The sequence below is a fragment of the Stenotrophomonas sp. HMSC10F07 genome (genome assembly GCF_001807895.1).
Lineage (GTDB): Bacteria > Pseudomonadota > Gammaproteobacteria > Xanthomonadales > Xanthomonadaceae > Stenotrophomonas > Stenotrophomonas sepilia.
Map to the genome: position 1 here is coordinate 13,803 of NZ_KV791370.1, position 12,997 is coordinate 26,799.

15 protein-coding genes are annotated in these 12,997 nt (G+C 67.9%); 5 read left to right on the forward strand and 10 right to left on the reverse strand.

Features of this window, described 5'->3' with window-relative positions:
• The first annotated feature begins 89 nt into the window (after nt 1-89).
• A complete protein-coding gene (gene fdhD / locus HMPREF3114_RS08705; protein WP_070489599.1) occupies nt 90-947 on the forward strand; it encodes a formate dehydrogenase accessory sulfurtransferase FdhD in 858 nt (285 codons plus the stop codon).
• Nucleotides 948-1,292: 345 nt separating this feature from the next.
• The gene (locus HMPREF3114_RS08710; RefSeq protein ID WP_070489603.1) at nt 1,293-2,072 is read left to right on the forward strand and encodes a TraB/GumN family protein; all 780 of its coding nucleotides are present in this window, start codon (nt 1,293-1,295) and stop codon (nt 2,070-2,072) included.
• Between the two features lie 56 nt (nt 2,073-2,128).
• On the opposite strand, the gene HMPREF3114_RS08715 is transcribed toward HMPREF3114_RS08710, so the two are convergent.
• The gene (locus tag HMPREF3114_RS08715) at nt 2,129-2,665 is read right to left on the reverse strand and encodes a carboxymuconolactone decarboxylase family protein (protein ID WP_053498885.1); all 537 of its coding nucleotides are present in this window, start codon (nt 2,663-2,665) and stop codon (nt 2,129-2,131) included.
• A gap of 106 nt (nt 2,666-2,771) precedes the next feature.
• Here HMPREF3114_RS08715 and HMPREF3114_RS08720 point away from each other — a divergent pair, with 106 nt between their 5' ends.
• Nucleotides 2,772-3,653, forward strand: coding sequence for an AraC family transcriptional regulator (locus HMPREF3114_RS08720; RefSeq protein WP_070489606.1), 882 nt, complete (start codon nt 2,772-2,774; stop codon nt 3,651-3,653).
• Between the two features lie 174 nt (nt 3,654-3,827).
• On the opposite strand, the gene HMPREF3114_RS08725 is transcribed toward HMPREF3114_RS08720, so the two are convergent.
• From HMPREF3114_RS08725 to HMPREF3114_RS08760, 8 genes are all read right to left on the reverse strand, one after another.
• Nucleotides 3,828-4,385 (reverse strand): TetR/AcrR family transcriptional regulator, encoded by a 558-nt coding sequence (locus HMPREF3114_RS08725; RefSeq protein WP_070489608.1) that lies wholly within the window; start codon nt 4,383-4,385, stop codon nt 3,828-3,830.
• A gap of 4 nt (nt 4,386-4,389) precedes the next feature.
• Entirely contained in the window at nt 4,390-5,922 is a 1,533-nt protein-coding gene (locus HMPREF3114_RS08730) for an MFS transporter (protein WP_070489610.1), read from the reverse strand.
• Between the two features lie 183 nt (nt 5,923-6,105).
• A complete protein-coding gene (locus HMPREF3114_RS08735; protein WP_053498877.1) occupies nt 6,106-6,852 on the reverse strand; it encodes a hypothetical protein in 747 nt (248 codons plus the stop codon).
• Nucleotides 6,852-7,472 (reverse strand): DUF3299 domain-containing protein, encoded by a 621-nt coding sequence (locus tag HMPREF3114_RS08740; protein WP_053498876.1) that lies wholly within the window; start codon nt 7,470-7,472, stop codon nt 6,852-6,854. The genes HMPREF3114_RS08735 and HMPREF3114_RS08740 overlap by 1 nt, the downstream gene beginning before the upstream one ends.
• Nucleotides 7,462-8,013: a DUF3299 domain-containing protein gene (locus HMPREF3114_RS08745; RefSeq protein WP_053498874.1), complete on the reverse strand. Its 552-nt coding sequence runs from the start codon at nt 8,011-8,013 to the stop codon at nt 7,462-7,464. The genes HMPREF3114_RS08740 and HMPREF3114_RS08745 overlap by 11 nt, the downstream gene beginning before the upstream one ends.
• 2 nt (nt 8,014-8,015) lie before the next feature.
• Nucleotides 8,016-9,269, reverse strand: coding sequence for an ABC transporter permease (locus HMPREF3114_RS08750; protein WP_053498873.1), 1,254 nt, complete (start codon nt 9,267-9,269; stop codon nt 8,016-8,018).
• A complete protein-coding gene (locus HMPREF3114_RS08755; RefSeq protein WP_053498871.1) occupies nt 9,262-9,957 on the reverse strand; it encodes an ATP-binding cassette domain-containing protein in 696 nt (231 codons plus the stop codon). The genes HMPREF3114_RS08750 and HMPREF3114_RS08755 overlap by 8 nt, the downstream gene beginning before the upstream one ends.
• On the reverse strand, nt 9,954-10,487 hold the full coding sequence (locus HMPREF3114_RS08760; RefSeq protein WP_053498869.1) for a ZrgA family zinc uptake protein: 534 nt from the start codon (nt 10,485-10,487) through the stop codon (nt 9,954-9,956). The genes HMPREF3114_RS08755 and HMPREF3114_RS08760 overlap by 4 nt, the downstream gene beginning before the upstream one ends.
• A 32-nt stretch (nt 10,488-10,519) precedes the next feature.
• Here HMPREF3114_RS08760 and HMPREF3114_RS08765 point away from each other — a divergent pair, with 32 nt between their 5' ends.
• Nucleotides 10,520-10,993: a MerC domain-containing protein gene (locus tag HMPREF3114_RS08765; RefSeq protein WP_053498867.1), complete on the forward strand. Its 474-nt coding sequence runs from the start codon at nt 10,520-10,522 to the stop codon at nt 10,991-10,993.
• Between the two features lie 175 nt (nt 10,994-11,168).
• Here HMPREF3114_RS08765 and HMPREF3114_RS08770 read toward each other — a convergent pair whose 3' ends face one another.
• Complete coding sequence (locus HMPREF3114_RS08770; protein ID WP_053498865.1) at nt 11,169-12,071, reverse strand: LysR family transcriptional regulator; 903 nt, start codon at nt 12,069-12,071, stop codon at nt 11,169-11,171.
• Between the two features lie 117 nt (nt 12,072-12,188).
• Between HMPREF3114_RS08770 and dkgB the strand changes: the two genes are divergently transcribed.
• Nucleotides 12,189-12,992, forward strand: a complete 804-nt coding sequence (gene dkgB / locus HMPREF3114_RS08775; protein ID WP_053498863.1) for a 2,5-didehydrogluconate reductase DkgB — start codon at nt 12,189-12,191, stop codon at nt 12,990-12,992.
• Nucleotides 12,993-12,997: the final 5 nt, after the last annotated feature.

The following is a 12,997-nucleotide window of genomic DNA, read 5'->3' on the forward strand; positions in this document are numbered from 1 at the left end:
TACAGCCGCGTCTGCGCGCGACCACTGCGCTATCCTCGAAACCGCAGGCGGTGGCCCGCCCGCGTTTCTCCCTTGTCCGGACGCGCTGCATGCCTGATTCGATCCCGCCGCACACCCCACCTGCCGGCACCGCCCAACGCCCGCTGCAGCGCTGGCGCAACGAGGGGCAACAGCAGCAGGTCGATGTGGTGGCCGAAGAAGTGCCGGTGGTGCTGCGCTACAACGGCGCCGCCTTTGCGGTGATGATGGCCACACCGTGCGACCTGGAAGACTTCGCGCTCGGCTTCTCGCTCAGCGAAGGCCTGATCGACACCCCCTCGCAGCTGCTGTCGATCGAGATCCGCCCGCAGCTTGAAGGCATCGAATTACAGATGACCGTGGCTGAGGAGGCACCCGGTGCCGACCTGGACCCGTCCAATGGACGCCTGCTGCCCGGTCGTGGTGGCTGTGGCCTGTGCGGCACGCGCCAGCTGGAAGAAGTGCTGCGCCCACTGCCGCAGATCCGCGAGCGACGCAGCTACTCGCCCGCCGCTCTGCAGCGCGCGCTGGCCAAGCTGACGCAGCACCAGCCGATGAATGCGGCAAGCGGCTCCACCCACGCCGCGGCCTGGGCCGATGCCAGTGGACGCATCGGCTGGGTGCGGGAGGATGTCGGACGCCACAATGCACTGGACAAGCTGATCGGTGCGCTGCACCACAACGAACACGCCATCGAAGGCGGCCTGCTGGTGATTTCCAGCCGAGCCAGCTACGAAATGGTCAGCAAGGCGGTGCGCGCCGGTGCCAGCATACTGGCTGCAGTGTCGGCACCGACCGCGCTGGCGATCGACCTGGCCCGCAGTGCCGGCCTGTGCCTGGTCGGGTTCGCGCGGGAGAGCGGGTTCAATGTGTATACCCATCCCGAGCGCTTGCAGGTGACGGAGAACGACAGCGGTACGGAAGGGTAGCGCCCACGCGAGGGGCGCGCAGGCACGGCCAGCGATGTCGTCGTTGTCCGATAGCCGGCATCCGCTGTGATGCCCAGCATCGGCTACACCAACCGAGGCCCCTCCCCTGCAGGAATTCCCATGACGGCTGCCCGCCCAACCCGTTCACTGCTGTCCGTGTCGCTTGACGTTTCCGTCCATCGCACGGTGAGGACAGTATCTGTGTCGCCCAGGAACAGCGGTGCGGGCAGGACGGACACCCTTCCCGCACCTACGATCCGCGCAGAAGGTCCTGCACTCTGGCTCGCGCAGCGTGCGGATGCACGCCTGTGGCTCCTCCCTGTCCCTGCTGCGCTTCCCGGCGCGATGCCATCGCAGCTGGGCGACGCGGGACGCATTGCGTCGGCGGCGAACACGCTTCTGGCACGACCGAAGGTCGACATCAGCGGCGCATGGCAAGGCTCTGGGCTGCGCGCGCTGACCCGGCTGCGCCGGGTGGTGGCGGATGCCTCGATCGTTCACCGCATCGCGGACGGCCGCACGCTGCGCGATCTTCTCCCCGCCGAGGCCCATGCCGAATGGCAGGCGGCAGTGGAGCACAGCGGAATCGCGTCTGTCGGGCTGGAACACCTGCGTCCCTTTTTCGCGCTCAAGGTACTGCGCAAGGCCATCATGGCCCGCCACGGCCTGGAATCGCCGAAGGTGTTCTGCAAGGAGCTGCGCCGGACCAGCCATGCAGCCGGAGGCCGCTACCATGTGCCACGCGCTGAGTTGACCATCGACATTCCGTTGAATGGCGACAGTGCCCCGGCACACGCTGTACTCGATGACACCACCCGGTTTGCGGCACAGGTGCAGCGACTGCGCCAGCTGCCGCGGATCGCCGTCGCGCAGGCCCAGGCCTGGGCACAGGGCGATGCCGTTGCCATGTACGGGGACGACACGAGTGGCGACACGCCGGCGGACACGCCCGCCGCTGCGCTCGCGCTGGACGCATTGCGGCTGGATGCCTGGCTCAATGCGGTGGACGCCGCGACCGGGGACGCATCCACCACGCTTGCAGTACTGGATATTGAGGACGCGTTCGACGGGAGTGGCTACATCAAAGGCCTGCGCGAACGTGGATTCACCTTCCAGCCCGCCTAGCCGCCGAGCTGGATGCCGAGGTCCGGGCAGCACTCGGCCACCCGGACAAATCGCACTCAGCGCAGCGCGACCTTCGGGAAGTCCACCGGCACGTCGAACGCCACGTTGACGTAGTTGGTGAACAGGTTGAGCGCCACATGGGCGAGGATCTCGACGATCTGCTCATCGTCAAAGCCGGCCGCACGCAGCGCCTGCACATCGCCCTCGGCGATCTGCGCACGCTGCTCGACCACTTTCAGCGCGAAATCCAGGGCGGCGGCAGTAGCCGGGTCACTGGACTGACCGATCTGTGCAGCGGCCATCTGCTCGCTGCTGGCACCAGCCTTGCGGCCCAGCGCGGTGTGTGCAGCCAGGCAATACTCGCAGGCATTGCGGTTGGCAATGGCCACGGCGATCTGCTCGCCCAGCAGCGGCGACAGGCGACCGCCACCCAGCGCGCCGAACGAGCCCCACATGCTCTGCAGGGCGGCTGGCGAGTTGGCCACGGCGCGGAACATGGCGGGGGTGGCGCCGAAGGCAGCGTGCACCTGACCCAGCAGGGCCTGGCGGTCGGCGGTGGTGTTGGCGGCATCGATCAGGGGGACACGGGACATGGTGGATCTCCTTGGGAAAGCGCCCGGGATTGGACGACCCGCTCATCCTAGGTAGACTCGCTGGACGCTTCAGGCGCAATCAGCCACACATGTTGTCCATTCATCCATGAGCATGCCCGCCGCCGCCCCTGCGCCAGATCGACTCTCCTGCCTGCTGGAACGCTTCCGGGTGCAGGCGGCGCTGTTCCACAGTGGCCCGCTGTGCGGGCAGCATGTCTTCGAGCCGCAGCCCGGTCGTGCGTTCCTGCACATCCTGCGCCAGGGTGAAATGGAAGTCCGCCATCCCGACGGCGATATCGCGCTGCCCCGGCTGAAGATCGACACACCCAGCCTGCTGCTGTACCCGCAGCCGCTGCACCATGTGTTCTTCAACGCGCCGCTGGATGGCCCGGATTTCACCTGCGCCACGCTGGATTTCGATGGCGGTGCGCGCAATCCGATCGTGCAGTCGCTGCCACCGGTGATGGTAGTGCCGCTGGCGGCCATCGGCGAACTGGATGACACCCTGCAGCTGCTGTTTGCCGAGGCCGATCGCCAGCGCTGCGGTTCACGGCTGCTGACCAATCGCCTGTTCGAGGTGGCGCTGATCCAGATCCTGCGCTGGGTGGTCGACCACCCGGATGCAGCGGGTGTCAGTCATGGACTGATGCGCGGGCTGTCCGACGCGAGGCTGGCACGCACGCTGGTGGCGATGCACCAGGCACCGCAGGACGAATGGACGCTGCCCCGGATGGCCGCGACCGCCGGCATGTCGCGCAGCGCATTCGCGGCAGTGTTCAAGGAGGTGATGCAGGCGACGCCGGCCGCTTATCTGCTGGACTGGCGGCTGAGCCTGGCCTGCGCGCAGCTGCGGGCCGGCGTGGCGGTCAAGCAGGTAGCGGTCGAGGTAGGGTTTGCCGATACCGCGTCGTTGTCGAAGGCGTTCCGCAAGCGGTTGGGGGCGTCGCCCAGGGCCTGGTTGGCCGCGAGCGCCGCCCAGGCTGGGTAAAGGGTGAGAGGTAGAGTCGACTATCGCGCGAAGCGCGGGGTTTTCGCTGTCTGAATGGAGAGCAGTCGACCCACAGTCGGCTCTACCAAAAGCGGCATTTTCATGGCCTGACCGAAGGGCAGCCGACCAGCGGTCGGCTCTACCACGGGCAATGTCTGCGCGCCGACCGGCCGCTCAACGGGACGTGCCGTCAGACTTCGCCAGCAGCCCGGCGATGCGCTCGGCCACCTGGGCGCGCACGCCTTCATCCAGCTGCCCTTCGTACATCGCCTCGTAGATCCACAGGCCGTCGGCGGCCAGCCGTGCTACGAAATTGTCGAGCGCGGCCGGGTCATTCTGCCCGGCCGACGGCGGCAACGGCGCCCAGCGGCGTACCGCCGGGCCCCACGGGCGCTCATCGGCGTCCGGGTCGGCCGATTCGAGCATGAACATCAGCTCGGCACGGGTAGCGCTCTGCGCCGAGACGCGCACGAAGGTCTGGTAACGCTCCAGCGCCGAGGCTTCGTCCGCACGCTTGCCCAGCAGCGTTTCCATCGACGACTCCCAGGCCTGCACCAGGTGCTCGTCGATGCCGCGCAGCAGCGCCTCGCGCGACGGGAAGTGGTAGAGCAGGCCGCCACGGGTCAGCTTGGCCTCGGCCGCCACCGACTCGAAGGTCACCGCACGCACGCCGTCACGATTGATCACGTTGACGGCGGCGTCGAGGATGCGATCGCGCTTGCTGGTTCTCATCGCTTCATTTTACGCGATCGGCCGCGCCCTCGCGGCTGCCGACGCGGCCGCGCAGCAGGCGCGCCAGGATCGTCGCGCCCAGCGCCAGCACCGCCGTGATCACCAGCAGCACGATCTGGTAGCCACGGTCATACGCCGCCGCAGCCAATGCGAACCACTGGCCCTGCCCGCTCGCGCGCGCGGCATGCAGCGCCTGGGTGAAACCCTCGCGGGCCAGCGCCGGCATATCGGCCGAGACCGGCAGGAACGCGCTGTACATCGCGGCGCTCAGGCTGCCCAGCGTCGCCACCGCCAGCAGGCCGCCGAACTCATAGGACACCTCTTCCACCGACGAGGCCATGCCCGCACGATGCGCCGGCACGTTGTTGAGGATGGCCGTGGACGCCACCGAGATGGCCGAACCCATGCCAAAGCCCATGATCGCCATGCCCGCGACGACCCAACCAAGGCCGTGCGGGAAGCCGAACGCCACCACGCCGACGCCCAGCGCACCTGCGGCCAGGCCGCCGCAGATCAAAGGGCGCAGGCCCACCCGGTGCAGGATGCTGCCGCCCAGCAGCGCACTGGGCAGGCTGCCCAGCGCTGCCACTGACACCAGCAGGCCCGCCTGCAGCGGCGTGAAACCTGCCACCAGCTGGAAGCGCTGGGTGGTGACCAGCTGCAGGCCGGCCATGGCGAACAGGGTGAACACTGCCGACAGCGTGCCGGCCAGGAACGCCGGGTTGCGGAAGATCGCGAAGTCCAGCAGCGGGTACGGCAACTGCTGCTGGCGGCGTGCGAACGCTGCGCCGCTGATGACGGCCAACAGCAGCGCGCCCGCGCCCAGGGCGTACGACGGCGGCGTCGCGATCAGCGACTTGATCGCCAGCACCAAGCCGGACAGTGCTGCCAATGCCAGCAGCGACGAAACCATGTCCCACGGCCGCGAGGTATCGCGCTGGCCTTCCGGCGCCAGCAGCAGCGTGGCCACCAGCGCCAGCACCACCACCGGCACGTTGATCAGGAATACCGAGCCCCACCACAAGTGCTGCAGCAGCCAGCCGCCGATGATCGGCCCGAGCGCCGCACCGACGATGGCCACCGAACCCCAAATGGCGATGGCAATGTTGCGTTCGCGCTCTTCGTGGAAGCTCAGGCCGATCAGCGCCAACGTGGCCGGCATCATTGCGGCCGCGCCGACCGCCAGGAACGCACGTGCGGCAATCAGCTGCGCTGCGGAGTCGGCGAATGCCGCTGCCAGCGAGGCGACGCCGAACACCACCAGGCCGATCAGGAACATGCGGCGGTGGCCGATGCGGTCGCCCAGCGTGCCCGCGCCCAGCAGCAAGCCGGCCATCACCAGTGGATAGGCATTGATGATCCACAGCGCCTGGCCGGCACTGGCAGAGAGTTCCTCGGTCAGCGTCGGCAGTGCCGTGTACAGCACCGAGTTGTCGAGCGTGACCAGCAGCAGGCCGGCGGCGACGGTGAACAACAGTGCCCAGCGACGGGCACGCGACAGGGCCGGCGCACCGGCCAAGGGCTGGGACAAAGCCATGGGAGAACCTGATCGGGGGTGGAATACGGCCATAACTATACAGGATGTCCTGTATAGTTATGATCTTCGAAGTCCACCGATTCAGCTTTTGTAGAGGCGGGCTTGCTCGACTGCGCCGCCAGCCAGGCATGGCCTGGCTCTACTGAAACGGGCCAGGGGTGGCCTGGCAATGCGGGTAGACGCTCACCGGCAGTCTTCCGGCAGCGCGGCAATCGCCGATACCACCGCCGCCTGCATGCCCTTCCCCACGGCCATGTCCAGTTCCCTGCCAGTTCCCCCATGCTGGCGCCGCAGCTCGTCCTCGCACAGGCCGCGCACGCGCGCACGGGCATTCGCGCGCAGGCTGCTGCACCGCCAGTCGGTGCCACCGAGCGGCAGCACCGAATACACCACGCTGTTACAGGCATTGCCGGCGCGCTGCTGCAGCGACAGTCCACCAAAATCCCGCGGTTCGCTGCTGCGTTGCGGGTCGAAGTAGCTGTCCGGAAACGTGCGCGCATACTGTTCGATGTGCACGGCCATGCTGCGCCCACCGGCCAACGGCATCTGCAGCGGCTGCCCGCACGGCGTCGCATCGGCGCGGTGCTGGATGTACTGGTAGATCGGCCGGTCCAGCGATGGGTCCTGCTGGGTCACCGCGCTGACTGCCGCCAGCACCGGCAGCGATGCACGATTGGCCATGCGCGCCAGCAGCCCCGCCTGCGCCGGCTGGCAGCGGTCGCGCAATGTTGCTGCGAGCAGGAAAAGCACGTCGTTGCGAAACGCGGGGTCATCACCCAGGCGCTGTTCGATGCGTTGGCTGGCGTCGGAAGAAGGCGCCGGAAACGCGACCGCCGGTGGCGCGATGGGGGCGCGCTGCCGCTGCCACCACACCCGCAGCACGACTGCGCCCAGCAGCACCCCGGCAGCCATGATCCAGCGCCGCGGCATCAGTTGTGGATCGCCGTCAGCGTGGCCGCCGCAGCATCGTAGGACGCGCTGGCGATATCCGCGTCGAAACGCTTCACCTGCAGGCGGCCGGCAAGCCGGTACGGATCCCACAGATCGCCCAGCGCGATCGGCGTGGCCAGGGTCACGTGGATGATCTGGTTCGGTGGTGGTGGCGGCACGTGGATGCACGCGCCATAGAACGGTACGAACAGCAGTTCATCCACCAATCCTGCATCGTTGGTGCCGAGCGGCACCACGTAGCCATCCAGATCGACCGCGCGACCGTCGACGGCGTCGACCACGCGCGAGGAGCCGAACTGCTTGGCGCGGTCCGGGCTGGAATGGTCGATCTCCTGCCCCGGCGGCGTGCCGGAGCCGGTGTCGTCGATCAGTCCGCCCACGCCATCCATGCCACCGCGTGACAGGCCGATCTGCGGCGGCGGGCGCTGGTAGGTGACTTCATCGGGCCGCAACGCATCCCAACGGTTGATCGCGGCAGCGTCCGTAGCGACTGCAGCCGGTGTGTCCTTCGGCGTGACCACCACGGCATCGCCGCCCGGCGACGTGCAGCCCGCCAGCCACAGGCATCCCAGCACCAGCAACAAGGGGCTACGGTTCATAAGGCCTCAGCTGTGCATCGCGCATGGTGTAGGCGGAGCCGGCCAGATCGTCATCCAGCCGTTCGGCACGCAGGGTGCCGGCCAGGAAGAATGGTGAGTACATGTCCGGCATCGCGATGGGGCGTGGCAGCACCACGTGCACGATCTGGTTCGGCGGCGGGGGTGGCACGTGGATGCAGGCGCCGTAGTACGGCACGAACAGGAATTCAGTCAGCCGCCCGTCCTGCGCGTTGGCCAGCGGTACCACGTAACCCGGCAGGCGAACCGGTCGCTGCAGCACCGTATCCACCGTACGGAACGTACCGAACTGCGGCATGCGCCGGTTGCCGTTGTGCTCGACCTCCGGGCCCTCGCCCCGCTCCAGCGCGGCCAGCTCGTCCTTCGGCATCATCTGCAACCAGTCCAGTTCCTGCTCTGCCGCATCCGCAGCGTCAGCGCGGTCGACAACCGGCGAGGGTGGCAAGGCCTGCACACCGGTATCCGCCGGCCGCTCGCAGGCGGCCAGGGCCAACACCATCGGCAGCGAGAGCATCCAGCGCATGCTCAGCCTCCCGGCGACAGGCCATCGGCCAGCGTGCGCCGGTAGGCCAGCAACGCCGGTACCAGCCCGGCCACAGCGCTGATCGCCAGCACGCCTGCCACCCAGGCCAGCTCGCGGCCGTCCGGCCAGACATGGGTGATCGACAGGCCAAAGTTGGCCAGCGCCCAGCCGCGCCCGGCAATGCTGGCGGCCACCAGAAGCACCAGCGCCAGCGCGCAGGCCACCGCGCTGGTCGCCACCGCCTCCACCACCAGCAGGGCAGCGATGTAACCCGGCCGTGCCCCGGTGGCACGCAGGATCGCCATCTCGCGCCGCCGCTCCTGCAGGGTCGAGACCAGCAGCGCCACCAGCGAGACCATGCCGAGTGCCACCACCATCGCGCTGATCAGCTGCAGCGCCCGTTCGGCCATCCCCAGCGACTGCCACAACTGCTGCAGCGTGACGCCGGGCAGGATCGCCAGCATCGCCTCGTCCGGATACTCGTTGATCCTGCGCTGCACCGAAAACGTGGCGATGCGCGAGTTCAGGCCGAGCATGAAGGCGGTGATGCTGGTCGGGGTCAGATCCAGATGACGCGCCTGCTCGGCGCTGACGCTCTGGCTGCGCAGCTGCACGCCCGAACGCCAGTCGGCATGGATCGCCTCGATCGCTGCCAACGAGACCAGCAGCGACGAGTCGACCGGCGTGCCGGTTTGCTGCAGGATGCCGGCGACACGGAATGGCTTGTCGGCATGCGTGGCCAGGGTGACCGCGCCGGTGCCATGCGCCAGCACGATCTGGTCACCGAGACCAACCTTCTGTGCCTGTGCCACCTCGGCACCGATCACCACGTCATACAGGTCATCGAACGGCCGTCCGCTCGCAAACGCAAGCGCGTGCCCGGCGCCGTAGCGGTAGTGCTCGAAATAGCCATCGCTGGTACCGACCACGCGGTAGCCGCGCCAGGAATCGCCCAGCGAAAGCGGCACCGCCCACTTCACCTGCGGCAACGCGGACAGCGCCTGGTAGGACTGCCAGGACACGTTGTTGGTCGGGTCGCCGATATGGAACACCGAGTACAGCAGCAGGTTCACCGGCCCCGAACGCGCACCGACGATCAGATCGGTGCCCGACACCGTGCTGGCGAAGCCTTCGTGCGCCTGCGTGCGCACGCGTTCGACGCCCAGCAGCAGCACCACGCTGAGGGTGATGACCAGCACGGTCAGGCCCACGCTCAACGCGCGGCTGCGCAGGCTGGTCCAGGCAAGCTCAAGCATGGCCGGCACCTGCCTGGTTGATCTGGGACAGGGCAATCGTGCGGTCGAACAACGGCTGCAGGCTGTCGTCGTGGCTGACCACCAGCACCGTAGTGCCGGCCGCCTGGCACTGCGCCGACATCAGCTTCAGGAACGCGGTGGCCGCGTCGCGGTCGAGCGCCGAAGTCGGCTCATCGGCCAGCAGCAACGCCGGGCGGCCGATCAGGGCGCGTGCCGCCGCCACGCGCTGCTGCTGGCCGACACTCAGCGTACCCGCGCGCCGCTGCATCAGCGCCGGGTCCAGCTGCAGAGCCTGCAGCAGGCGCGCGATCTCGGCATCCAGCGGGCCGCTGATGCGCGCGCTGCGCAGGCGCGAGAAGCGCAGGCCCAGCGCGATGTTGTCGCGCACGCTGAGAAACGGCAGCAGGTTGAACTGCTGGAAGATCACGCCAAGGTGATCGGCGCGGAAGCGGTCCCGCGCAGCACCACGCATCGCCTGCAGCCCGTGGCCCACAACTTCGATGCGGCCCTTGCCGGGCAGCAGCACGCCCGCCAGCAGGCCCAGCAGCGTGCTCTTGCCACCGCCACTGATCCCGCGCAGCAGCACGCTGCTGCCCTGCTCGATCCACAGCCGCGGCACATCCAGCACCAGGCGCGGGCCGTAGCCGAACTGCACGCCCTCCAGCGCGATCACCGGTCGCATGCTCACGGCGCCAGCACCACGCGCAGATTGTCCGCGGTCAACACGCTGCGGTTCTGGCCGTGCGCGGTGGCGCTGTTGACGATCACTTCATGCAGGCCCGGGAATAGCACGGGCAAGCGCACGACGATGGCGCGCAACTCGGCCGGCTTGGCGCACTGGTACCGCAGCGTTGCGCTGAACCCCGCGTGCCGATGCTGACCTGATGGCGGTGCTGCAGCCGTCGCATCGAATCCCTCGGCCTTGGCATCGTTGCCTGAAAGGCGGCAGCCCGCGGCGGTGGGCAGGGCGACCCAGCTGCCGCCCTTCAGCACTGTCGTAGCCCGTGTCAGCGCGGACTGCTCGGCCGCATTGGCCGGCGGCCGCTCGAAATCGAGGATACCGATGCCAGGGGCCTGCAGGGCGAATTCCAGCGTCTGCTGGTCAAGCGCAACATCGACGGTGGCCTGGCCGTGCACGTGCGGTGCGTGCTGGCGGATATCGTGGGCCTGCGCGGCGCTGGCGGCCAGCAGCAGGAAAAGAGCAGCAGAAAGCTTCATGGGGGACGTTCCAATTGTTACTATGTAACATTATGGACCACATCCCCACGACGCCCGCAAGGGCCCTGGCCCAGCCGCCAACTTCGGCACGCTGGCACCCCCGCTTCGATCTTGCCGGTGCCTGGCTGTCCCTGGCCTGCGCCGCCCATTGCATCGCCCTGCCCCTGCTGCTGGCCTTCGTGCCGGCAGCGATGATGGCGCTGCGTTCGTTCCAGCACCCCGGCCATGGCGCGATGACCGTGCTGCTGGTGATGTCGCGCTGGGAATGGCTGTTCGCGCTGCTGGCCTCGTCGCTGGCCTTGGCGAGCACCTCGGCCGGGCTGCACCGGCACGGGCGCGGGCGGCCCCTGCGGCTGGCGTGCGTCGGCGCAATCCTTCTACTGTCAGCCTCGCTGTACCTGCCGCTGAAGGAATCACTGCTCTGGCATGGCGTCACCACCGCGTGCGGCGGCATGATGCTGGCGGCAGCACACATCGGCAATCGGCGGGCGCTGCACAACCGCTAACACCGGCTGCGGGTCGGTTGGAACACGCCATCCACGCATGGCGTGGATCTACTGAAACATGCAGCACAGCCAACGGTAGTGCCGGCCGCTGGCCGGACGGAAAACACCATCCACGCATGGCGTGGATCTACTGATGCACTCCCGGCAGCCGGCCAGCGGCCGGCTCTACCCCTCCTTATTCGTCAAACGGACGCTGCCCCAGCGTCTGCGTCACGTGGTCGACGAAACAGGTGATGCGCGCGGCCAGCGCGGTGTTGCGGTAGTACACCGCGTTGATCGGCTGCCGAACGTCCTGCGTCTGCTTGGCGAACAGCTGCACCAGGCGGCCATCACGCCGATCCTGCCGGGTCAGGAAGTCGGACAGGCAGGCGATGCCCAACCCGGCCACCGCCATCTGCCGCAGTGTCTCGCCACTGGATGAAGCGATGGCCGGCTCGATCACGAAAGGCCCGCCATCGGCATCGTGTAGTGGCCATTCGTTCAACGAACTGGGCTGGGTAAAGCCCAGCAGGTCGTGCTCGCGCAACTGCTCCACGCGCGTCGGCGTGCCGTGCCGTCGCAGGTACTCGGGGCTGGCCACCACGCGGATGCGGCTGTGGCCGATCGGTCGCGCATGCAGGGTGGAATCGCGCAGCACGCCGATGCGGAACGCCACATCGGTGCGCTTTTCGATCAGGTCGGTGATGCCCTCGTTGGAATTCAGCTCCAGCTCCACCTGCGGGTAGCGCTCGCGAAAGCCCTCCAGCAACGGCACGATCACGTGCAGCATGAATGGCGTGGCCGCATCCACGCGCAGGCGCCCGACCGGCTGCAGCCGCCGCGCGGCCATCTGTTCCTCGGCCTCGTCCACCGTGGCCAGGATCGTGCGCGCGTACTCCAGGAACGCCGTGCCTTCCTCGGTCAGTTCCAGCCGCCGCGTGGTCCGCCGCAGCAGCGTGGTCTGCAGCTTGTCCTCCAGCCGCGCCAGCGTGCGGCTGGTGGCCGAGATGGTCAGCTCCAGCTCCTCGGCCGCCGCCGTGATCGAACCACTGTCAACCACGGCCACGAAGGCCTTCAGCTCATCCAGGGTGGTTTTCATTTTTTACCTCGGCGCAAAAGCGTTTCCCGTATACACGGCTTAATCAACAAATGTAAAGCGCCCACACTTCGCCCTGTCCCGAGCCGCCGGCTCGCAACGAAGTCCCTGGAGTCCATCATGAGCGTTCCTTCCTTTGGCGTCGGCACCTTCCGCCTGACCGGCCAGACCGTCATCGACTCGGTGCGCGATGCCCTGGAAGTCGGCTACCGTGCGGTCGATACCGCGCAGATCTACGGCAACGAAGCCGAGGTCGGCCAGGCCATCGCCGAGTCCGGCGTAGCACGCGACCAGTTGTTCCTGACCACCAAGATCTGGGTGGACAACTACGCTGCCGACAGACTGATCCCGAGCCTGCGCGACAGCCTGGCCAAGCTGCGCACCGACTACGTCGACCTGCTGCTGATCCACTGGCCGGCGCCGGGCAATGGCGTTGAGCTGCGCGAATACATGACCGCACTGGCTGAAGCCAAGACGCTGGGCCTGACCCGCCAGATCGGTGTGTCCAACTTCAACATCGAGCTGACCCGGCAGGCCATCGAGGTGGTCGGCGCCGGCGAGATCGCCACCAACCAGATCGAACTGAGCCCCTACCTGCAGAACCCGGCACTGACCGCCTTCCTGCAGGACCAGGGCATCACCGTCACTTCCTACATGACCCTGGCCTACGGCAAGGTGCTGAAGGACCCGGTGCTGGCCGCCATCGCCGACAAGCACCAGGCCACCGTGGCCCAGGTCGCGCTGGCGTGGGCACTGCAACTGGGTTACTCGGTCATCCCGTCCTCGACCAAGCGCGAGAACCTGGCCAGCAACCTGCTCGCCCAGGACCTGCACCTGGATGCTGATGACATGGCCGCGATCGCCGCGCTTGACCACAACGGCCGCGAAGTCGATCCGCCGGGCCTGGCCCCGGACTGGGACTGAGGAGC

Excerpts from the sequence above, each read along its gene's own strand:
- fdhD (WP_070489599.1), top strand. The coding sequence starts at position 90 with ATGCCTGATTCGATCCCGCCGCACACCCCACCTGCCGGCACCGCCCAA.
- HMPREF3114_RS08710 (WP_070489603.1), top strand. The coding sequence starts at position 1,293 with ATGCCATCGCAGCTGGGCGACGCGGGACGCATTGCGTCGGCGGCGAAC.
- HMPREF3114_RS08715 (WP_053498885.1), bottom strand. The coding sequence starts at position 2,665 with ATGTCCCGTGTCCCCCTGATCGATGCCGCCAACACCACCGCCGACCGC.
- HMPREF3114_RS08720 (WP_070489606.1), top strand. The coding sequence starts at position 2,772 with ATGAGCATGCCCGCCGCCGCCCCTGCGCCAGATCGACTCTCCTGCCTG.
- HMPREF3114_RS08725 (WP_070489608.1), bottom strand. The coding sequence starts at position 4,385 with ATGAGAACCAGCAAGCGCGATCGCATCCTCGACGCCGCCGTCAACGTG.
- HMPREF3114_RS08730 (WP_070489610.1), bottom strand. The coding sequence starts at position 5,922 with ATGGCTTTGTCCCAGCCCTTGGCCGGTGCGCCGGCCCTGTCGCGTGCC.
- HMPREF3114_RS08735 (WP_053498877.1), bottom strand. The coding sequence starts at position 6,852 with ATGCCGCGGCGCTGGATCATGGCTGCCGGGGTGCTGCTGGGCGCAGTC.
- HMPREF3114_RS08740 (WP_053498876.1), bottom strand. The coding sequence starts at position 7,472 with ATGAACCGTAGCCCCTTGTTGCTGGTGCTGGGATGCCTGTGGCTGGCG.
- HMPREF3114_RS08745 (WP_053498874.1), bottom strand. The coding sequence starts at position 8,013 with ATGCGCTGGATGCTCTCGCTGCCGATGGTGTTGGCCCTGGCCGCCTGC.
- HMPREF3114_RS08750 (WP_053498873.1), bottom strand. The coding sequence starts at position 9,269 with ATGCTTGAGCTTGCCTGGACCAGCCTGCGCAGCCGCGCGTTGAGCGTG.
- HMPREF3114_RS08760 (WP_053498869.1), bottom strand. The coding sequence starts at position 10,487 with ATGAAGCTTTCTGCTGCTCTTTTCCTGCTGCTGGCCGCCAGCGCCGCG.
- HMPREF3114_RS08765 (WP_053498867.1), top strand. The coding sequence starts at position 10,520 with ATGGACCACATCCCCACGACGCCCGCAAGGGCCCTGGCCCAGCCGCCA.
- HMPREF3114_RS08770 (WP_053498865.1), bottom strand. The coding sequence starts at position 12,071 with ATGAAAACCACCCTGGATGAGCTGAAGGCCTTCGTGGCCGTGGTTGAC.
- dkgB (WP_053498863.1), top strand. The coding sequence starts at position 12,189 with ATGAGCGTTCCTTCCTTTGGCGTCGGCACCTTCCGCCTGACCGGCCAG.